Raw genomic sequence first — 20,272 nt, 5'->3', positions numbered from 1 at the left:
TGCTGACGACAACCGCCGCCCTGCATACGACGCGGGCGGCGGCGACATCGCGCTGCCCGCATCACATCCGGCTTATTGTACTTGAACAAATTACCAGGAGATACGGTGGAAAACCGGACCGGATATTCGGTGTTTCACCGAGCGGCGCGTGCCGCGTATATCCGTGCGCAGCGCCGGCGTTTCACCCGGACGGGTGCGGCGTTGCGGCAAGCAGGGCGGCAAAGCTGGCGCGGCCGAGGCGCGGTGGCCCCGGCGAGCGGCCGCCGATCAGGCGAGGCAGTTGGCCAGGCCCTTGAGGATCGCGTCCTTCGGCAGGTCGACGCCGATGAACACCATTTTGGTGCCTGGGGTTTCGTCTTCCCATTTGCCGCCGATGTCGCTGCCCATCAGCTGGTGCACGCCCTGGAACACCACCTTGCGGTCGACGCCTTCCATATAGAGCACGCCCTTGTAGCGCAGCAGCTTCTCGCCGTAGACGGTCAGGATCCCCGACAGGAATTCCTCGAGCTTGCCGTAGTGGAACGGCTTGTCGCTGCGAAAGACAAACGAGCCGATGCGGTCGGTGTGGTGATGGTGGTGATGATGGTTGTGGCCGTGACCGTGGTGGTGTTCGTGGTCATGGTCATGGCCGCAGTCGGCGCCGCAGTGCTCGCCATGCTCGTGGTCATGGTCGTGATCGTGATCGTGATCTTCGGCGCGCAGGAAGTCGGGGTCGATCTCCAGCTTGGCGTTCAGGTTGAAGCCGCGCAGGTCGAAGATCGAGTCGATCGGCGCCTCGCCGAAATGCGCGGTGCCGATCGGCGCGCGCGGATTCATCTGCAGCACGCGATGGCGCAGGTCGGCCAGCTCGTCGGCCGATACCAGGTCGGCCTTGGTGATGAAGATCGCATCGGCGAAGCCGACCTGGCGCTGCGCCTCCTCCTGCTTGTCCAGCTGCTGGTTGCCGTGCTTGGCGTCGACCAGCGTGACCACGGCGTCGAGCAGATAGCGCGAGGCGATCTCGTCGTCCATGAAAAAGGTCTGCGCCACCGGGCCGGGGTTGGCCACGCCGGTGGTCTCGATGACGACCCGTTCGAAATCGATCTCGCCGGCGTCGCGGCGGCCGATCAGGTCCGACAGCGCCTGCACCAGGTCGCCGCGGATCGTGCAGCAGATGCAGCCGTTGCTCATCTGCACGATCTGTTCGCGGCCGTCCTGCACCAGGATCTCGTTGTCGATGTTCTCCTCGCCGAACTCGTTTTCGATCACGGCGATCTTCATGCCATGCTGTTCGTTGAGGATGCGCTTGAGCAGCGTGGTTTTGCCGCTGCCGAGAAAGCCCGTCAGGATCGTGACCGGGATCAGTTTGGACATGTTGGTTCTCCGGGATTGGGGGAAGCCTCAACGGCACCTTCAGTGGCACCCGCGGCCGGCGCGTCGGCCACGGTGCGCGCGCCACATTCGGCGCAGATGCCGTTGACGGTCAATTCGACGTGTTCGACCGCGAAGCCGCTCGGCACACGCGGCGCGGCCTGCCGCGGCGGCGCGCTGTCGGCCTCGAGGCAGAAGGTGCGGTCGCACCGGCTGCAATGGAAATGGCTGTGCCGCCGATGGACTTCCGCGCGCGCCGCCTCGTGCTCGATCAGGCTGAAGCGGAACACGCGGTCGTTGCCGGCGCGCTTTTGCGCCAGCCCCTGCTCGACCAGCCAGTCGAGCACCCGATAGACGGTGACGCGGTCGATCGCCTCGGCGCCGCCCGGAAGACGGTCGATCACGGCCTGATGGGTCAGCGGGATGTCGCTGCCGATCAGGCACGCCAGGATGCAGACGCGCGGTTGCGTGACGCGCGCACCCAGCGCCCGGAGGCGCTCCTGTGCCGCATCGACGGCGGCCGGCAGGCTGGGAGTGGGCGAAGACATGGGGGCGATTTAACCATAGTGCCCCCGGAGATGCAATTCAGTTGCGAGAACGGGTGATCGGCGGCCCCTGTAGTTTTGACAACGCTGCCGGAGATCCGGCGGCAAATATGGGAAGCGCCGGCCTGCGCGCCATGGCCGGCGCCCGGGCATGCGCCGTGCTCCGCACCATCCGTTTCCACACGGGAGTGCCGCGCGCCATGTCCAACTACACCGTCAGCGAAGGCTTGCCGTTTCCCCTGGGCGCCACCTGGGACGGCGACGGCGTCAACTTCGCGCTGTTCAGCGCCCATGCCACCAAGGTCGAGCTGTGCCTGTTCGACCAGAACGGCGAACGAGAGGTCGAGCGCATCGCGCTGCCCGAGTACACCGACGAGGTCTGGCACGTCCGCGTGCAGGGGCTGGCACCGGGCGCCGTCTATGGCTACCGCGTGCACGGGCCCTATGACCCTGCCAACGGCCATCGCTTCAATCCCAACAAGCTGCTGCTCGACCCCTATGCCAAGGCCTATGTCGGCGAACTGCGCTGGGACCCCGCGGTGTTCGGCTATCGGATGGGCGAGGACGACCTGAGCTTCAGCGACAGCGACAGCGCGCCGTTCATGCCGAAATGCCAGGTCGTGGACCAGGCCTTCACCTGGGAGCACCCGCTGAGCGTGCGCGTGCCGTGGGAGCGGACGATCTTCTACGAGACTCATGTGCGTGGCTATACCAAACGCCATCCGGCGGTACCGGAGGCAATGCGCGGCACCTTCGAGGGGCTGGGCCAGCGCGCGGTGATCGACCATATCAAGGCGCTGGGCGTGACCTCGGTCGAGCTGCTGCCGATCCACGTCTTCCTGAACGACAGCCATCTGCTGGACAAGGGGCTGACCAACTACTGGGGCTACAACACGATCGGCTTCTTCGCGCCGGATCCCCGCTTCTTCGCGCGCGGGCCGGGCGCGGTGGCGGAACTGAAGCAGATGATCGACCGCTTTCACGAGGCCGGGCTCGAGATCATTCTCGACGTGGTCTACAACCATACCGCCGAGGGCAGCGAGCTGGGCGCGACGCTGTCGTTCCGCGGCATCGACAACCTGTCCTACTACCGGCTGATGCCGGACGAGAAGCGCTATTACATCAACGACACCGGCACCGGCAACACGCTGAACCTGTCGCATCCGCGTGTGCTGCAGATGGTGATGGACAGCCTGCGCTACTGGGTCACCGAGATGCAGGTCGACGGTTTCCGTTTCGACCTGGCCACGATCCTCGGGCGCGAGCCCGGCGGCTTCGACTATGGCAGCGGCTTCCTGAAGGCCTGCCGGCAGGATCCGATCCTGTCCAGCGTCAAGCTGATCGCCGAGCCGTGGGACTGCGGCCCGGGCGGCTATCAGGTCGGCGGCTTCCCGGCCGGATGGGCCGAGTGGAACGACAAGTTCCGCGACACGGTGCGCGACTTCTGGCGCGGCGAGGAGGGCGTCGCGCCGGAACTGGCGGCGCGCGTCACCGCTTCCGGCGACAAGTTCAACCACAGCGGGCGCCGGCCTTGGGCCAGCGTCAACTTCATCACCGCGCACGATGGCTTCACGCTGCACGATCTGGTCTCGTACAACGACAAGCACAACGATGCCAACGGCGAGGACAACAACGACGGCACCAGCGACAACCGCTCGTGGAACTGCGGCGCGGAAGGGCCGACCGATGACCCCGACATCGTCGAGCTGCGCGAGCGCCAGAAGCGCAATCTGCTTGCCACGCTGCTGTTCTCGCAGGGCACGCCGATGATGGTGGCCGGCGACGAGTTCGGCCGCACCCAGCAGGGCAACAACAACGCCTACTGCCAGGACAACGAGATCAGCTGGGTCGACTGGGAGATCGACGAGCGCGGCCGCGCGTTGATCGACTTCGTGCGCAAGCTGACGACGTTGCGGCGCGCGCTGCCGGTGCTGCGGCGGGGGCGTTTCCTGACCGGCGAGGTCGACGAGGAACTGGGCGTGGCCGACGTCAAGTGGATCAGCGCTGCCGGCGACGAGCTGACGCCGGAACACTGGGACGACGCCTCCATGCGCTGCTTCGGCCTGGTCATCGACGGCCGCGCGCGCGCCACCGGCATCCGCCGTCTGGCTTCGGACGCGACGCTGCTGCTGGTGTTCAACGCCTATCACGACGTGGTCGAGTTCACGTTGCCGCAGATTCCCGGCAGCGACCAGTGGACCTGCCTGATCGACACCAACATGCCGGTGCGCGAGGAACTGCCGGAGTTCTCGTCCGGCGACGTCTACCAGGTCACCGGCCGCTCGGTGCTGCTGTTCGCGCTCGAGGCGCGCGGCTCGACGCGGCGCGTGTTCGAACGGCTGGAGGGCGTGCTGACGGAGGAGGCCGAACCGGGTCCCGACCGCCAATGACATCGAGCGGGGGCCGCATTGGCGAGTGACGTGCGGCCCGCTTCTGCCCGGGTATTTCCTGATATTTCAGGCAAGTCGCCGTTGATAGCATGGCGGCTCCAAGCCGCGACCTCCGGTGAGGCGGCCCACGCCGCCACGGTGGCCGGGCGGCATGGCAGTCTGCACGACGGGAAGTCGGGGAAATCAGGAGAAATAATGAAACACGTTGCAAAAACCGTGGCCGCCGCCCTTGCGGCCGCCGCACTGGCTCTGCCTGGCGTGGTACAGGCGCAGGACTATCCGGGCAGCCGGCCGGTCTCGGCCGTGGTGCCGTTCGCCGCGGGCGGTCCGACCGACAAGGTGGCGCGCGAGCTGGCGCAGGTCATGTCCAAGCATCTGGGCGCGACCATCGTGATCGAGAACCTCGGCGGCGCCGGCGGCACGATCGGCGCGAAGAAGGTGGCCCAGTCGAAGAACGACGGCCACACCGTGCTGATCCACCATATCGGCATGTCGACCGCGCCGGCGCTGTACCGCAACCTCGGCTTCGATCCGCTGAAGGATTTCGAGTACATCGGCGAAATCGCCGACGTGCCGATGGTGCTGGTCGGCAACAAGAACCTGCCGCCGAACACGCTGAAGGACCTGCTGCCGTACATCAAGGCCAACGCCAGCAAGCTGTCGCTCGCCAACGCCGGCATCGGCTCGGCCTCGCACCTGTGCGGCCTGCTGTTCCAGAGCGCGATCCAGACCGAGCTGACCACGGTCCCGTACAAGGGCACCGCGCCGGCGCTAACCGATATCCTGGGCGGCCAGGTCAACCTGATGTGCGACCAGACCACCAATATCGCCGGCCAGCTGAAGGCCAATGCGCTCAAGCCCTATGCCGCGATGCAGCCGCGCCGCGTCGAGGCGTTCAAGGACATCCCGACCGCGGCCGAGCAGGGCCTGTCGAACATCGAGGTCAAGATCTGGCACGCGATGTACGCACCGAAGGGCACGCCGCAGCCGGTGATCGAGAAGCTGTCGGCGGCGCTGCAGAAGTCGGTGACCGACCCGGGCTTCCGCGCCAAGATGGCCGAGCTGGGCGCCGAAGCGGTGCCGGCCCAGCGCGCCACGCCGGATTCGCTGAAGACCTTCCTCGGCAACGAAATCAACAAGTGGACCCCGGTGATTCGCAAGGCCGGCGTCTATGCCGACTGAGTCGATGCGACACTGACCGACTGACCCACTGGCCGCTTCGCCGCCGCTGCTTCCGGCGCGGCGCAGCGGACCGGAGCGGTACCCGAGGCCACGCGTAGACGCGTGGCCTTTTTGTCTTTGCATGGTGGAAAGCGGACTTCGGCGGCGCAATGACTGGAGCAGGGGCCGGTGCGGCCGTCCAGCCCGTCTATATTGGGAGGCCTATATTGGGAGACGCGGGCGGCGCGAGGGCGAATATGGGGCGAACAAGCCGCGTCGGCGGTGGCTGCGCCCGCTCTTGAATTCCGTCAGGCCGTCGCCAAGTAGCTGCCTGAACCCAACTCAGAAGCCACCATGGAACAGTATCACGGCACTACCATCGTCAGCGTCCGGCGCGGCAACCAGGTTGCCCTGGGCGGTGACGGCCAGGTCACTCTCGGCAATATCGTGATGAAGGGCACCGCGCGCAAGGTGCGCCGCATCTACAACGGCAAGGTCCTGGTGGGCTTCGCCGGCAGCACCGCCGATGCGTTTTCGCTGCTGGACCGCTTCGAGGCCAAGCTGGAGAAGTACCAGGGCAACCTGACGCGCGCCGCGGTCGATCTGGCCAAGGACTGGCGTTCCGACCGCGCGCTGCGCCGGCTCGAGGCGATGCTGATCACGGCCGACCGCGACACTACGCTGGTGATCACCGGCAACGGCGACGTGCTCGATCCCGAAGGCGGCATCGCGGCAATCGGCTCGGGCGGCGCCTATGCGCAGTCGGCCGCCAAGGCGCTGATGGAGAACACCGAGCTGTCGCCCCGGGACGTGGTCGAAAAATCGCTGGGCATCGCCGGCGAACTGTGCATCTACACCAATACCAATTTCGTTATCGAGACGCTCGAGTGAGCGTCCTCCTCACGCTTTCCCGCACGTGACGCCCGCCGGGCGCACCACCGCGCCGCAGGGCGCCGTGGCGGCGCCCTGACCGGCCCTCATTGAACGGATACCCGGATACCGAGACCCATGTCCCACACCATGACTCCGTCGGAAATCGTTTCCGAACTCGACAAGCACATCATTGGCCAGAACAAGGCCAAGAAGGCCGTCGCGGTGGCGCTGCGCAACCGCTGGCGTCGCCAGCAGGTGGCCGACCCGCTGCGCCAGGAAATCACGCCGAAGAACATCCTGATGATCGGCCCGACCGGCGTCGGCAAGACCGAGATCGCGCGGCGCCTGGCCAAGCTGGCCGATGCGCCCTTCATCAAGATCGAGGCCACCAAGTTCACCGAGGTCGGCTATGTCGGCCGCGACGTCGACACCATCGTACGCGATCTGGTCGAAATGGCGATCAAGCAGACGCGCGAGTCCGAGATGAAGAAGGTGCGCACCAAGGCCGAGGATGCCGCCGAGGACCGCCTGCTCGACGTGCTGCTGCCGCCGCCGCGCGACATCGGCTTCTCCCAGCCCGAGGAAAAGGATTCCAACACCCGCCAGGTCTTTCGCAAGAAGCTGCGCGAGGGGCAGCTGGACGACAAGGAGGTCGAGCTCGAACTGGCGGCCGCGGTGCCGAGCCTGGACATCATGGGCCCGCCGGGCATGGAGGACATGACCGAGCAGCTGCGCAGCATGTTCGCCGGCCTCGGCCAGGGCAAGAAGCTGCGCCGCAAGATGAAGGTCAAGGAAGCGTTCAAGCAGCTGATCGACGAGGAAGCGGCCAAGCTCGTCAATGACGACGACCTGAAGCAGAAGGCGCTGGCCAATGTCGAGCAGAACGGCATCGTGTTCCTCGACGAGATCGACAAGATCGCCAGCCGCAGCGAACTGGGCGGCGGCGAGGTATCGCGCCAGGGCGTGCAGCGCGACCTGCTGCCGCTGGTCGAGGGCACCACGGTCAGCACCAAGTACGGCATGGTGCGGACCGACCATATCCTGTTCATCGCCTCCGGCGCGTTCCACCTGTCCAAGCCGAGCGACCTGATCCCCGAACTGCAGGGCCGCTTTCCGATCCGCGTCGAGCTCGAATCGCTGTCGGTGGCCGACTTCGAGGCGATCCTGACGCAGACCGACGCCAGCCTGACCAAGCAATACCAGGCGCTGCTGGCCACCGAGCAGGTCGAGCTGGTGTTCGCGCCGGACGGCATCCGCCGCCTGGCCGAGATCGCCCACTCGGTCAACGAGAAGGTCGAGAACATCGGCGCGCGCCGGCTGTACACGGTGATGGAGCGCCTGCTCGAGGACCTGTCGTTCCACGCCACTCGTTCGAGCGGCGAGACCGTGACGATCGACGCCGCCTATGTCGACGAACGGCTCGGCGATCTGTCGGCCAACGAGGACCTGTCGCGCTACGTGCTGTAAGCCGCAGCGATTGTCCCGGCGCCTGTGTCCGAAGTGCGCCTTCCCAGCGATGGGAAGGCGCATTTTTTTTGGTCCCCGGGACACCCGCCAGTGAAGTGTGGTTCTCATGTGGGAATCGTCTTACTCCCCTTTCGGAAGCCCCCGTCTGCTTGCAAAAGCGCACCGCACATAACCTTCATATACGACGAGACAGCAAGGCGGACGCCAACGTCGCCCTTGCAAACTCGAACCGTTCGACAACGACAGGAGCGCGACATGATGAAGAAATGGCTGTCTGCTGCAGTGTGTTCGATGATGGTTGCCGCACCGGCCGGCTTTGCGCTGGCGCAGAGCGCGCCGTCCGGCGCCCGTGCCGACTATGACGCCGCCGTCTCGCGGGCCGACGCCGACTACAAGAACGCCAAGACCCGTTGTGACGCCATGAAGGACAACGCCGAAGACGTCTGCGAGGCCGAGGCCAAGCGCGATCGCGACGTGGCCAAGGCCGAGGCCGAAGCGCGCCGCGATGGCACCGAAGCGGCCCGCGCCAAGGTCCTGAAGGTCAAGGCCGACCGCGAGTACGAAGTCGCGAAGGAACGCTGCGACGACAAGAAGGGCAACGACAAGGACGTTTGCGTGAAGGAAGCCAAGACCGCGCATGAGAAGGCGCTGGGCGAGGCCAAGACGACCCGCGCGGCTGCCGGCGGCGGTACGCGCACCGATGTGGCCGAAGCGCGCCGCGAGGCTCGCAAGGACACCAGCGACGCGGCCTACAAGGCGGACAAGGAGAAGTGCGACGCGATGTCGGGCGACGCCAAGGACCGCTGCGAAGCCGACGTCAAGGCCAAGTACAACCGCTGATCCATCAGCAATCCATCAGCAAGCGATCAGCAAGCATTAGCAAGCATTAGCAAGCATCAGCAATGGGCCGGCCGCGGCTGACGCGGCTGGTCCGTCCCGACGCAGCGAGCGAAGTCGCCAACGCATCAATCGACATTGAGGAGCGGATCATGAACTGGGACCAGATCGAAGGGAAGTGGGAGCAGGCCAAGGGCAAGGTCAAGGAGAAATGGGGCCAGCTCACCGATGACGATCTCACGCAGATCAACGGCAAGCGCGATCAGCTGGCCGGCAAGATCCAGGAGCGCTATGGCTACACCAAGGAGCGCGCCGAGGAGGAAATGCGCGAGTGGGAGCGCGACACGCGCTGGTGACATCGGCCCGTGACATCCGTTGACGGCCGGTAAGCCAGGTAAGCGTTGGTAAGCACGCTGGCACGGCCGCCGCGACGATGAGAAGCTTGCGCCTCGTTGGGCTGCAGTATGGCCGTAAGCAGGAGGTCCAAAATGAAGCATATCGGTTTGATGTCGGCAGGCGTGTTGGCGGGGCTGGCCGGGGCCACGGCGTTCCTGTGCGCCGTGCCGGATAGCAGCGAAGCCACGCGCATCGATGCCGCGGTGGGCGACGGCAGGGTCAAGGTCTCGCATGCCTTGTTCGTCAGCGGGTCCGCCGAATACGGCGCACGCTCGAACCGGCATGCGTTCGATGCATTGCGGGTGGGTACCGGCGGCATGACCGGCGCGACCGGCACGACGGACATGGCCGATCGTGCAGCCCACGGCGGCGACGACCTCGGCTGGGACTACGTGCAACTGCGGCTGTGAAGCGGCGCGCGGCGATGGCCGTGATGCGATACGGCAAGGGCCTGCGAATGCAGGCCCTTTTTACGTTTGCTCGGCGCGCTAGCGCGACACCGGCCGCTTGGCGAGCTTGCGCTGCAGCGTGCGCCGATGCATGTTCAGCGCCCGCGCTGTTGCCGAGATGTTGCCGCCGTGTTCGGCCAGCACGCGCTGGATATGCTCCCACTCCAGCCGCGGCACCGACAGCGGCAGCGGATCCTCGAGCGCGGCCTCGGCGACCACTTCCGAGATGCCGGATTTCAGCGCGGCGAGGATCGAATCGACATTGGCCGGCTTGGCCAGATATTCGTCGGCGCCCTGTTTGACCGCCGCCACGGCGGTGGCGATGCTGGCGTAGCCGGTCAGCACCAGGATGCGCGCGCGCGGCAGCATCGCCCGCAGTGGCGCCACCAGCTGCAGCCCGGAGTCGGCGGGCGCGGTTACGCCGGCCGCGGGGCCGGCGGCCAGATGCAGGTCCAGCGTGACATAGCGGAACGCGGTCTTCTCGGCGAGCGCCAGCGCCTGGTGGCGGTTGTGCGCGATCTCGACCGCAAAGCCGCGCCGCGACAGCGCGCGTGCGAGCGTGTCCGAGAACACCGGATCGTCATCGATCACCAGGAAGGGTGCGCCGGCGTCGCCGTTGCCGGCGGCAGCGGCAGAGGAAAGGGAAGCGGTCGACGTCAAGTTCATGCCGCGTGCTCCAATGAGTCGCTGATCGCCGGCAGCCGCAGCTCGGCCACGGTGCCGCCTTCGGGACGGTCCTGCCACAGCAGCCGCCCCCCCATCTGGCGCGCCACGCTCTGCGCCAGATAGGCGCCGATGCCCTGGCCGCCGTGCGTGCTCGCCACGGGCGCTTCGCCCAGCCGCGCGCGCAGCGCCGCCGGCATGCCGGTGCCATCGTCGATCACGCGCAGCACCAGTTCGCTCGGTCCGCTCCGACGATCGAGCGCGATCGACAACCGCAGCGGCAAGTCGCCGCGTCCGGCGGCCTGCTGGCTGCGGGCCGCGTTGTCGAGCAGGATCGTCAGCATCTGTCCGGTCCGTGCCGGCTCGATCGGCACGTCGGCGGCATCCGGCGCCATCGTGGTGTCGACCCGCGCCTGCGGATGGCGCAACTGCCAGCCGTCGGCGAAGGCGGGCAGCCAATGTCCGACCGGCTGCAGCGCGCTGGCGCGGTTCGCCTCGCGCAATCGCGCCAGGATGCCGCGGCATAGCGCCAACTGCTGCTCGACGGTATCCAGGTCCGGCAGGTAGTCGCGTATCGCGGTACCGCCGCGGGCCGCGTCCGCCGCGTCGGCGCGCAGCTCGCCGGCGATCACGGCGAGCGTCGACAGCGGCGTGCCGATCTCGTGGGCGACCGTCGCCGCCTGCGCGTTCAGCGACTCGACCCGCGCCTCGCGCAGCAGCCGTTCGCGCGCATCGGCCAGTTGCGCCTCGCGTTCGCGCAGCACGCCCGACAGCCGCGCGACGAACAGCGCGATCATCACGGCGCTGGCCACGAAGTTCAGCCACATGCCGACCAGGTGGTAGACCACCGCGTTGTCGGGGTTGTGCAGGTGCAAGGGCACGTATTCGAACAGCATCAGCGAATAGCAGGCCAGCGCGTACAGCGCCAGCGCGACCACCTGGCGCCACGGCACGATGGCCGCCGCCAGCGCCAGTCCCGGCAGATAGAACGAGACGAAGGGATTGGTGGCGCCGCCGGTGAAGAACAGGATCGCCGACAGCGCGGTCAGGTCGACCAGCAGCTGTCCCATCAGCTCGGCATCGCCCGGCACCGAGCCGGCGCGCGCATGCTGGCGCAGCCGCCAGGCGGTCAGCAGATTGAACAGCGCCTGCAGCACGAAGATCGTCAGCAGCGGGCGATAGGGCAGTTGCAGCGCGGCCAGCGTCTCGGCCCAGACCAGCAGCAGCCCCTGTCCGCCGAGGATGGCCCAGCGCAGCCAGTACACGCGGCGCAGGCTCAGCAGGCTGTCTGCGCCGAGGCCTTGCGCGCGAAGGGATTCGCCTGCGGGTGGGGCGGCGTGGGCGGTCATCGTCATGCCGCGAGTGTAGCAATGGCGCCGCCACCGGCCGGCTCGTGCGACACCATGCCGCATTGGTCACGCGGCGAGGCACTGCCAGACTGGCGGATTGCATCGCGTGGGTCTCCATGGCGTGTTCGTGCCCGCCCTGACCCTGCAGCGGTTCATGGTCTAATCGCGCTGTTACGGGGCCATTTACCCGACCATTTACCCGACCATTTACACGACCGGTCACACGACTGTTTGCACGACCATTCACGCGGACTTCCCGCCTCCGCCAAACCGCCTCGATTGAACGAATTGCACCGAGAAAGGATAGAGATGCAAGCCAAGCTGTTCGCCGCCGCCGCTGCATGCTGCGCGCTGTTTTCCACCGCTGCCTCCGCGCAGATCGACATCCGCAACGCATGGGCGCGCGGCACCGTGCCGGCGCAGACCGCCACCGGCGTCTTCATGACGCTGCACGCCCACCAGAACGCGCGCCTGGTCGGCGTCTCGACGCCGGCGGCCGCGACCGCCGAGGTGCACGAGATGAAGATGGAAGGCAACGTGATGCGGATGCGCGCGCTGGACGCGCTGCCGTTGCCGAAGATGGAAGACGTCGAGCTCAAGCCCGGCGGCTACCATGTGATGCTGCTGGGTTTGAAGGCGCCGCTGAACGTCGGCGACAAGGTGCCGGTGACGCTGAAGTTCGAACAGGGCGGCAAGCTGATCGAGCAGCGCGTCGAAGCCGAAGTGCGCGGGCTGACGGCGCCGGCTCACGGCGGCGGCGCCGCGGCCAATCACAAGCACTGACGTCACGCTTCGCCGCAACGCCAGCGGATCGCACCGGCGCGAAGCCGGCCGGTCCGCGGTCGAACCGCCGGGTATCAACCGCGCAGGCTGATCGCCTCGTCCAGCCCCTGGCCCGCGCCGACCGCCAGCAGCCGTTCGCGCAGCCACGCATGCCCCGGATCGGCATCGTTGCGCTCGTGCCAGATCGCGCTGAAGGTGAAGCCCGGAAACGCGAACGGCGGCTCGAACACCGCGAAGCGCGGATCGTCTTCCAGCGCCGCCAGGCTGCGGCGCGCCGTGGTCAGGACCAGGTTGGTGCCGGCGATCAGCGCCGGCGCGACGCTCCAGTGCGGCACCACGCAGGCGATCTTGCGGCGCCCGCCGTGCTTGGCGATCGCGGCATCGATCGGATCGACCTTTGCGCTGTGGGCGGCCACCAGCACGTGCGAGCGCGCCAGGTAGGCAACCTGGTCCAGCCGCCCGTGGTCGCGCACCGTCGCCGCATCGACCGCGCAGCCGTACTCCTCCTCGAACAGCGCCGCCATCCTGACGCCCTCGGGCTGATAGACGAACACGCCCAGCGCCAGATCGATCTCGCCATCGGCGACCTGCGCCGACATCGCTTCGCGGCTGCCCTGCGTCACCACCAGCTCGATGCCGGGCGCGGCCTTGCGGACGGCGCGCAGCAGATTGGGCAGCACCACCATCGCGCCGTAGTCCGACATCGCCAGACGGAAGGTGCGCCGGGCCGTGGCGGGCTGGAAGCCAGACGGACCGAGCAGGATGCGCACCTGTGCCAGCGCCTCGGCCAGCGGACCGGACAGTTCGTGCGCCCGCGCGGTCAGCACCAGCCCGCCCTGGCCGCGCACCAGCAAGGGGTCGTCCAGCAGCTGGCGCAGCCGGGCCAGCGCGTGGCTGACCGCCGGCTGGCTCAGATGCAGCCGCAAGGCGGCGCGGGAAATATGACGCTCGGCCAGCAGGGCCTCGAGCACGACCAGCAGGTTCAGGTCGACGTTGCGCAGATTATTCATGCGGCGAATATTAAACGTTCGAAACGAGAATTGGAAATCCATCCGGCGTAGGGGCAGACTGGCGCGGTCTCGTTTTCGCAAGCATCGAGGAGGTCGCATGTTATCTTCGTCCCATCCCGCCGCCCCGGCCCTTGCGGCCGCCGTGCCGGTGCTGATCGCCGCGCTGGCCGGCGCCATGATCCCGCTGCAGGCGGGCGCCAATGCCGCACTGGGCCGCGCGCTCGGGCATCCGCTGTGGGCGACGCTGGTGTCGCTGCTGGTCAGCCTGGCGGTCGTGGTGGTGCTGATGCTGGCGCTGCGTGTCGGTCCGCCGGGCGCCGGCTGGGCGGGCGGGCCCGCGTGGATGTGGATCGGCGGCGCGGTCGGCGTGTTCTATCTGACCGCCGCGCTGATGCTGGCGCCGCGGCTCGGCGCCAGCGGCTTCATCGCGGCGGTGGTGGCCGGCCAGATGCTGGCGTCGCTGTGGATGGACCATGCCGGCCTGGCCGGCTTCGCGGTGCGCGAACTGACGGCGCCGCGGCTCGGCGGCGCGCTGCTGATCGTGCTGGGTGTGGTGGCGATGCAGTGGAGCGGACCGGCGCGCGTGGGCGCGGCGCTGGATTGAAACGGCGGGACCGATGGGAAAGCCAAGCCGCTGACCGGCTCCCTGTCCGTGTTCACTGTCCCGCTTGAGCCTGCCGCGCGCGCAGGCAGTCCGGACACAGGCAGTGCTGCCCCGGCACGATCAGCCGGGCCGGCAGCAGCGGCATCGTCGCGCACCAGCAATGCGGCAGGCCGGCGGCATGGCCGCAGACGAAGCGCGCGCCGCAGGCCGAGCACCGCTCGACCGGCCGCAACTGGCCGGTCAGCACGGCAGCGGGGCCGTTGCTCGCGTCGGGGCTTTTCGCAGCGCCTTCTGCTGACATCGCGGTGGCTTCCGTTGGCGTAGTTGTTGCATGAAAAGAACGGCCGATGGGCCCCCGGACGCACCGTTGGCGCCCCGCGCAGGGTCCGGTCGGCCCTGTCGCTAGCGTGGCACCCCGTTTCTTGTAAAATTCGGGCGCCTGCCGCGGGGCGCCGGATGCGCCGCGTTGCCATGATACCTGTCGATTTTCACGGATTGCCATGACCTCCGATACCTCCGGGCCCACCGCAACCGCAGTGGCCGCCATCGCCCCCGCCCTCAAGGCCGAGATCCTCGCCGAGGCGCTGCCCTATATCCGCAAGTTCCATGGCAAGACCATCGTGGTCAAGTACGGCGGCAATGCGATGACCGAAGAGAAGCTCAAGCATGGCTTCGCGCGCGACGTGATCCTGCTGAAGCTGGTCGGCATGAATCCGGTGGTCGTGCACGGCGGCGGTCCGCAGATCGACGAGGCGCTGAAGAAGGTCGGCAAGGTTGGCACCTTCATCCAGGGCATGCGCGTCACCGACGAAGAGACCATGGAAGTGGTCGAGTGGGTGCTCGGCGGCGAGGTCCAGCAGGACATCGTGATGCTGATCAACCAGTACGGCGGCCAGGCGGTCGGCCTGACCGGCAAGGACGGCGGCCTGATCCGCGCCAAGCGGCTGAAGATGCCGGACCGCGAGAATCCCGGCGCGTTCATCGACATCGGCTATGTCGGTGACATCGAGGCGATCAATCCGGCGGTGGTCAAGGCGCTGCAGGACGATGCCTTCATCCCGGTGATCTCGCCGATCGGCTTCTCCGACGACGGCCAGGCCTACAACATCAACGCCGACGTGGTGGCCGGCAAGATGGCCGAGATCCTGAAGGCCGAAAAGTTGGTGATGATGACCAATATCCCCGGCGTGATGGACAAGAAGGGCAATCTGCTGACCGACCTGTCCGCGCGCGAGATCGAGGAGCTGTTCGCCGACGGCACCATCTCGGGCGGCATGCTGCCGAAGATCTCGTCGGCGCTGGACGCCGCCAAGAGCGGCGTGAACTCGGTGCACATCATCGATGGCCGCATCGAACATTCGCTGCTGCTTGAGATCCTGACCGAGCAGGCGTTCGGCACCATGATCCGTTCGCACTGACGTACCGCCACCAGGCGCCCGCCGTCGCCGCGGCGGCGCGGCGCCTTCCCCTCGTGCCTTCCCACGCCTCCCGCCGCTCCCCCCACCGCCTGCGGCATCGCCCGGCCGGCAACAACGCCGGCGACACGGTCTGGCTGTTCGATCTCGACAACACGCTGCACGATGCCTCGCACGCGATCTTCCCGGCGATCAATGCCGCGATGACCGCGTACGTCGCGCGCGTGCTCGGCTGCGACGAGGCCACCGCCAGCCGCGTGCGCGTCGACTACTGGAAGCGCTATGGCGCGACGCTGCTCGGCATGATCCGCCATCACGGCGTGGACCCGGCCGACTTCCTGCGCGCCGCGCATGAATTCCCCGACATCGCGCGGATGGTGCGCGTGCGCCGCGGCCTTGCGAAGCAGCTGCGCAGCCTGCCCGGCCGCAAGGTGCTGCTGACCAACGCGCCGCAGGACTACGCGCGCGCGGTGCTGCGCGTGGCCGGCATCGAGCATTGCTTCGAGCGCGTGATCGCCATCGAGCAGATGTGGGTTCATGGCGATCTGCGTCCCAAGCCCGATCGGCGCATGCTGCGGCGTCTGCTGGCACGGCTGCGGATCGCGCCGGGCCGCGCCGTGCTGGTCGAGGACACCGTCTCGCATCTGAAGCGCTATGCTGGCCTGGGGATACGCACCGCGTGGATCACCGGCTATCTGCGCTCGATCGCGCCGAGCCGGCCGCATGACGTACCGGCGGGCGCGGCGCGCGATGCCGCGCAGCAGGCGGCGCTGCGCGCCGAGGCCCAGCGCCATCCGCACGACCGCGACGCCGATCGCGCGGCCAGGCAGGAGGCGGTGACGCTGGTCGCCGCGGAGAACCAGGCGGCCCGCGCACCGCGGCTGTCGCCCGAGGCGCAGCAGGCCGATCGCAACGCGGCCCACACCACGGTACGCACGCGGGCCCGCATGGTGCACCGGCCGGGCTATGTGGACATAAAAGTACAATCGGTGCATCAACTCCATCGACGAATGCGGAGAAACGGGTCATGACGCAGAGCAACGAGGCAGCCGCGCCGGCCGCGAACGCGGACGAGCGCAGCCGGCAGGGCGAGGGCGGCGGCGCTGCCGAGGCCGTGGTCGCGCGCAAGCGGCCGCGCCCCGGCGAGCGGCGCGTGCAGATCCTGCAGACGCTGGCCGGCATGCTCGAGCACCCGCGCTCCGAACGCATCACCACCGCCGCGCTGGCCGCCCGGCTCGGCGTCTCCGAGGCCGCGCTGTACCGGCATTTCGCCAGCAAGGCGCAGATGTTCGAGGGCCTGATCGCCTTTATCGAGCAGACCGTGTTCGGCCTGATCAACCAGATCACCGCGCAGGAGGAGCACGGGCTGCGCCAGGTGCAGGCGATCGTGCGGATGCTGCTGTCGTTCGCCGAGAAGAATCCGGGCATGACGCGCGTGCTGACCGGCGAGGCGCTGGTCGGCGAGCATGAGCGGCTGCAGGAACGCATCAATCAGCTGGTGGACCGGATCGAGGCGTCGATCCGCCAATGCCTGAAGGTCGCCGCGACGCAGGGCGCGTTTCCGGCCGACGCCGACGTATCGGCACGGGCCGCGCTGATTGTCGCCACGGTGCAGGGGCACTGGCATCGCTATGCCAAGAGCGGCTTTCGCAAGCTGCCGGCCGGGCAGATCGACGCGCAGCTGCGCGTGCTGCTGGGCTGATCCCCGTAGCCGGACTGCGGCCGTCGATATTCATCTCCGCGCGCCCCTTCTGCCGACTTCAGCTGATGTCTATCGCTTTGCTCTATAATCTGCCGGTCGCGCCGATTTGATGACTGGCTTGCGGGCGCGCGGCGGGGAAATTTCCCGCCACTATAAATGCGGCTAAAGAGGTTGGTCGGCGCCCCCTCTCCGATTCGCGATTCGACAGGAACGCATTTCAGGGACAACGCCACCGCGCGGCGGACAGCGAAGCATCCGGTGCGAAACAACCCGACTTGGCTGCGTGATTCCAGACGCAAGACCGGTCGGGTTTTTTTATGCCTGCTTCGCGCAGGCCCGCCTACATGACTGACGTTGCCTCGCCATCCGCGCACGCGGACCCGGTGGAACCGGCCGCTTCCGGCACTGCTTCGGACGCCGCTGCCGCCGCCGCGCTGCACCTGCCCCTGCCGCCCGACTCGGTCGGCATCGTGACGCCGCAGCGCATGCATTTCGCCGAGCCGCTGCCGCTGCGCAACGGCTCTTCGCTGGCCGGCTACGACCTGATGGTCGAAACCTACGGCACGCTCAATGCCACGCGGACCAATGCCGTGCTGGTGTGCCACGCACTGAACGCCTCGCATCATGTGGCCGGCGTCTACGCGCACGATCCGCGCGACGTCGGCTGGTGGGACAACATGGTCGGCCCCGGCAAGCCGCTCGACACCGACCGCTTCTTCGTGATCGGCATCAACAATCTCGGCTCGTGCTTCGGCTCGACCGGTCCGATGAGCCTGAACCCGGCCACCGGCCAACCGTTCGGCGCCGCCTTCCCGGTGGTCACGGTCGAGGACTGGGTCAATGCGCAGGCGCGTGTGGCCGATGCCTTCGGCATCGAGCAGTTCGCCGCGGTGATGGGCGGCAGCCTCGGCGGCATGCAGGCGCTGGCCTGGAGCCTGATGTATCCGGAGCGGCTGCGCCATTGCATCGTGGTGGCCTCGACGCCGAAGCTGTCGGCGCAGAACATCGCCTTCAACGAGGTCGCGCGCAGCGCGATCCTGTCCGATCCCGACTTCCACGGCGGCAACTACTACGCGCATGGCGTCAAGCCCAAGCGCGGGCTGCGCGTGGCCCGGATGATCGGCCATATCACCTACCTGTCCGACGAGGACATGGCGGCGAAATTCGGCCGCGAGCTCAAGGCCGAGGACATCCGCTTCTCGTTCGACGTCGAGTTCCAGGTCGAGAGCTATCTGCGCTACCAGGGCGACAAGTTCGCCGAGTACTTCGACGCCAATACCTATCTGCTGATCACGCGCGCGCTCGACTACTTCGATCCCGCGCTGACCTTCGGCGGCGACCTGACCCGTGCGGTTGCGCATACCCGGGCCAGCTTCCTCGTTGCCAGCTTCACCACCGACTGGCGCTTTGCGCCAAGCCGCAGCCGCGAGCTGGTCAAGGCGCTGCTCGACAACAAGCGGCCGGTCAGCTACGCCGAGATCGACGCCCCGCACGGCCACGATGCCTTCCTGCTCGACGATCCGCGTTACCACAACCTGATGCGCGCCTATTACGAACGCATTGCCCGGGAGATCGGCGCATGAATGCCAAGTCCATCACCGAAGCGGCCAACGGCGTGCTGGCACGGCGGCCGGACTTCCGCGCGATCGCGCGCTGGATCGAACCGAATGCGACCGTGCTCGACCTGGGCTGCGGCGACGGCAGCCTGCTGCGCGTGCTGCAGGACGAGCTCGACGTGCAGGCCTACGGCATCGAGATCCGCGACGAGGGCGTGCTGGCGTGCGCGCAGAAGGGCGTGCATGTCATCCAGCAGAACCTGGAGGGCGGGCTGGCGCTGTTCGAGGACAAGAGCTTCGACACCGTGATCCTGTCGCAGACGCTGCAGACCATCCACAACACCGCGCAGGTGCTGCGCGACACGCTGCGCGTCGGCCGCGAATGCATCGTGTCGTTCCCGAACTTCGGCTACTGGCCGCACCGGCTGTCGGTGTTTCGCGGCCGCATGCCGGTGTCCGAGTCGCTGCCCTACCAGTGGTACGACACGCCGAACGTGCGCGTGCTGACCATCAGCGACTTCGAGGCGCTGGCGCCCAAGGTCGGGCTGCGCATCCTCGATCGCGTGGTGATGCACGAGGGCATCACGGTCAACTGGGGCGTCAACTGGCGCGGCAGCCTGGCGGTCTATCGGGTCTGCTCCGCCTGATCGGTTCGGCCCGATCGGTTCGGTCCGAGGATGGCCTCGAACGGAGTGGCCGGCACTTGACGTGCGGCCACTCGGGCGACTACCGTACGGAAATTCCGAACGATCGTTCGCTTTTTCGGCGAGGCCCCATGTCCGCGACATCCGAGCTGCATCCCTTCGACGACGCGATTGCGTTGACCCCCGCCGGCGAGCACCGCTTCGCCGGCCGCACCACCGAGTCGTACTGGAACATGATCGGGCCGTACGGCGGCATCACCGCGGCGACGCTGCTGCAGGCGGCGCTACAGCATCCGCAGCGGCTCGGCGATCCGATCGCGCTGACCGTCAATTTCGCCGGACCGATCGCCGAGGGCCCGTTCACGATCGAGGCGCGGCCCTCGCGCACCAACCGCTCGACGCAGCACTGGTCGCTGGAACTGGTACAGAACGGCGAGGTGGCGACTACCGCCAGCGCGGTGTTCGCGGTGCGGCGCGATACCTGGGGCTGCGGCGAGGCCATCTTTCCCGACGTGCCGCCGGCCGACGCCATCGCGCCGCTGCCGAGCGGCTTCGCGCCGGTGCGCTGGCTCAAGTCCTACGAGATGCGCCCCGTGCGCGGCGCCAAGCCTGCAACCGCCGAACCGGGCACCGAGCATCCCGACAGCCTGACGCAGTTCTGGCTGCGCGACCATCCGGCGCGCACGCCCGACTATGCGTCGATCGCTGCCTGGTGCGACAGCTTCTATCCGCGCATCTTCCTCAAGCGCGCCGGCTTCGTGCCGGCCGGCACGGTCTCGCTGACGACTTACTTCCACGCGGATGCCGCCACGCTGGGGGCGCTGGGCGATCGCCACGCGCTGGGCAGCGCGCGGGCGCAGGTGTTCCGGCAGGGCTTCTTCGACCAGAGCGCGCAGCTGTGGAGCCCGGACGGCGAGCTGCTGGCGAGCTCGCATCAGATCGTTTACTACAAGCAGTAGGCGGGGCCGCTAATCCTCTCCTCACCCTCTCCCCAGCCCTCTCCCGCAAGCGGGAGAGGGAGCCAACCGGTAGTCCGCTCAGGGATACCGCTTCGGCTCGGCTCCTCTGCCGCGGTCGC

21 protein-coding genes are annotated in these 20,272 nt (G+C 67.7%); 15 read left to right on the top strand and 6 right to left on the bottom strand.

Annotated elements, in window-relative coordinates; translation table 11 throughout:
* Positions 1-267 precede the first annotated feature (267 nt).
* Both M1D55_RS23940 and M1D55_RS23935 read right to left on the bottom strand, forming a co-directional pair.
* The gene (locus M1D55_RS23940) at positions 268-1,353 is read right to left on the bottom strand and encodes a CobW family GTP-binding protein (protein WP_456281997.1); all 1,086 of its coding nucleotides are present in this window, start codon (positions 1,351-1,353) and stop codon (positions 268-270) included.
* Entirely contained in the window at positions 1,341-1,898 is a 558-nt protein-coding gene (locus M1D55_RS23935; RefSeq protein WP_456281996.1) for a Fur family transcriptional regulator, read from the bottom strand. Before M1D55_RS23935 ends, M1D55_RS23940 begins: the two co-directional genes overlap by 13 nt.
* 197 nt (positions 1,899-2,095) lie before the next feature.
* On the opposite strand from M1D55_RS23935, the gene glgX reads away from it, so the two are divergent.
* The 7 genes from glgX to M1D55_RS23900 all read left to right on the top strand — a co-directional run bounded on the left by glgX (position 2,096) and on the right by M1D55_RS23900 (position 9,429).
* On the top strand, positions 2,096-4,285 hold the full coding sequence (gene glgX, locus M1D55_RS23930) for a glycogen debranching protein GlgX (RefSeq protein WP_456281995.1): 2,190 nt from the start codon (positions 2,096-2,098) through the stop codon (positions 4,283-4,285).
* A gap of 195 nt (positions 4,286-4,480) precedes the next feature.
* Positions 4,481-5,467 (top strand): tripartite tricarboxylate transporter substrate-binding protein, encoded by a 987-nt coding sequence (locus tag M1D55_RS23925; RefSeq protein ID WP_064574951.1) that lies wholly within the window; start codon positions 4,481-4,483, stop codon positions 5,465-5,467.
* A 333-nt stretch (positions 5,468-5,800) separates the two neighbouring features.
* Positions 5,801-6,337, top strand: coding sequence for an ATP-dependent protease subunit HslV (gene hslV / locus M1D55_RS23920; protein WP_023264983.1), 537 nt, complete (start codon positions 5,801-5,803; stop codon positions 6,335-6,337).
* Positions 6,338-6,454: 117 nt separating this feature from the next.
* On the top strand, positions 6,455-7,786 hold the full coding sequence (gene hslU / locus M1D55_RS23915) for an ATP-dependent protease ATPase subunit HslU (RefSeq protein ID WP_006576303.1): 1,332 nt from the start codon (positions 6,455-6,457) through the stop codon (positions 7,784-7,786).
* Between the two features lie 255 nt (positions 7,787-8,041).
* Entirely contained in the window at positions 8,042-8,626 is a 585-nt protein-coding gene (locus tag M1D55_RS23910) for a hypothetical protein (protein WP_006576302.1), read from the top strand.
* Positions 8,627-8,775: 149 nt separating this feature from the next.
* Positions 8,776-8,979, top strand: a complete 204-nt coding sequence (locus M1D55_RS23905) for a CsbD family protein (protein ID WP_023264984.1) — start codon at positions 8,776-8,778, stop codon at positions 8,977-8,979.
* 132 nt (positions 8,980-9,111) lie between these two features.
* The gene (locus M1D55_RS23900; protein ID WP_456281994.1) at positions 9,112-9,429 is read left to right on the top strand and encodes a hypothetical protein; all 318 of its coding nucleotides are present in this window, start codon (positions 9,112-9,114) and stop codon (positions 9,427-9,429) included.
* 78 nt (positions 9,430-9,507) lie between these two features.
* Here the strand turns inward: M1D55_RS23900 and M1D55_RS23895 are convergent, their stop codons facing one another.
* Positions 9,508-10,134, bottom strand: a complete 627-nt coding sequence (locus M1D55_RS23895) for a response regulator transcription factor (RefSeq protein ID WP_231906337.1) — start codon at positions 10,132-10,134, stop codon at positions 9,508-9,510.
* Positions 10,131-11,486, bottom strand: coding sequence for an ATP-binding protein (locus M1D55_RS23890; protein WP_456281993.1), 1,356 nt, complete (start codon positions 11,484-11,486; stop codon positions 10,131-10,133). The genes M1D55_RS23895 and M1D55_RS23890 overlap by 4 nt, the downstream gene beginning before the upstream one ends.
* A 303-nt stretch (positions 11,487-11,789) precedes the next feature.
* Between M1D55_RS23890 and M1D55_RS23885 the strand changes: the two genes are divergently transcribed.
* Complete coding sequence (locus M1D55_RS23885; protein WP_006576297.1) at positions 11,790-12,263, top strand: copper chaperone PCu(A)C; 474 nt, start codon at positions 11,790-11,792, stop codon at positions 12,261-12,263.
* 74 nt (positions 12,264-12,337) lie between these two features.
* Here the strand turns inward: M1D55_RS23885 and M1D55_RS23880 are convergent, their stop codons facing one another.
* Positions 12,338-13,273 carry a LysR family transcriptional regulator gene (locus tag M1D55_RS23880; protein ID WP_006576296.1) on the bottom strand — a complete coding sequence of 312 codons (936 nt, stop codon included), beginning with the start codon at positions 13,271-13,273 and terminating at the stop codon, positions 12,338-12,340.
* 97 nt (positions 13,274-13,370) lie between these two features.
* Between M1D55_RS23880 and M1D55_RS23875 the strand changes: the two genes are divergently transcribed.
* Complete coding sequence (locus tag M1D55_RS23875) at positions 13,371-13,877, top strand: DMT family transporter (protein WP_023264985.1); 507 nt, start codon at positions 13,371-13,373, stop codon at positions 13,875-13,877.
* 52 nt (positions 13,878-13,929) lie between these two features.
* Here the strand turns inward: M1D55_RS23875 and M1D55_RS23870 are convergent, their stop codons facing one another.
* A complete protein-coding gene (locus M1D55_RS23870) occupies positions 13,930-14,178 on the bottom strand; it encodes a cysteine-rich CWC family protein (RefSeq protein WP_064574955.1) in 249 nt (82 codons plus the stop codon).
* Positions 14,179-14,377: 199 nt separating this feature from the next.
* Here M1D55_RS23870 and argB point away from each other — a divergent pair, with 199 nt between their 5' ends.
* The 6 genes from argB to M1D55_RS23840 all read left to right on the top strand — a co-directional run bounded on the left by argB (position 14,378) and on the right by M1D55_RS23840 (position 20,153).
* Positions 14,378-15,295, top strand: coding sequence for an acetylglutamate kinase (argB, locus tag M1D55_RS23865; protein WP_006579752.1), 918 nt, complete (start codon positions 14,378-14,380; stop codon positions 15,293-15,295).
* Between the two features lie 53 nt (positions 15,296-15,348).
* Positions 15,349-16,323: a pyrimidine 5'-nucleotidase gene (locus M1D55_RS23860; protein ID WP_064574959.1), complete on the top strand. Its 975-nt coding sequence runs from the start codon at positions 15,349-15,351 to the stop codon at positions 16,321-16,323.
* On the top strand, positions 16,320-16,994 hold the full coding sequence (slmA, locus tag M1D55_RS23855; RefSeq protein ID WP_064574961.1) for a nucleoid occlusion factor SlmA: 675 nt from the start codon (positions 16,320-16,322) through the stop codon (positions 16,992-16,994). The genes M1D55_RS23860 and slmA overlap by 4 nt, the downstream gene beginning before the upstream one ends.
* Before the next feature lie 344 nt (positions 16,995-17,338).
* Positions 17,339-18,577 carry a homoserine O-succinyltransferase MetX gene (metX, locus tag M1D55_RS23850; RefSeq protein WP_082928418.1) on the top strand — a complete coding sequence of 413 codons (1,239 nt, stop codon included), beginning with the start codon at positions 17,339-17,341 and terminating at the stop codon, positions 18,575-18,577.
* The gene (gene metW, locus M1D55_RS23845; protein WP_006577582.1) at positions 18,574-19,197 is read left to right on the top strand and encodes a methionine biosynthesis protein MetW; all 624 of its coding nucleotides are present in this window, start codon (positions 18,574-18,576) and stop codon (positions 19,195-19,197) included. Before metX ends, metW begins: the two co-directional genes overlap by 4 nt.
* A 128-nt stretch (positions 19,198-19,325) precedes the next feature.
* Positions 19,326-20,153 carry an acyl-CoA thioesterase gene (locus M1D55_RS23840; protein WP_006577583.1) on the top strand — a complete coding sequence of 276 codons (828 nt, stop codon included), beginning with the start codon at positions 19,326-19,328 and terminating at the stop codon, positions 20,151-20,153.
* Positions 20,154-20,272 lie beyond the last annotated feature (119 nt).

This window comes from Cupriavidus sp. JZ107, assembly GCF_053903255.1.
Note: the sequence above shows the minus strand (reverse complement) of the source record. Positions and strands in the feature narration are given on the sequence as shown.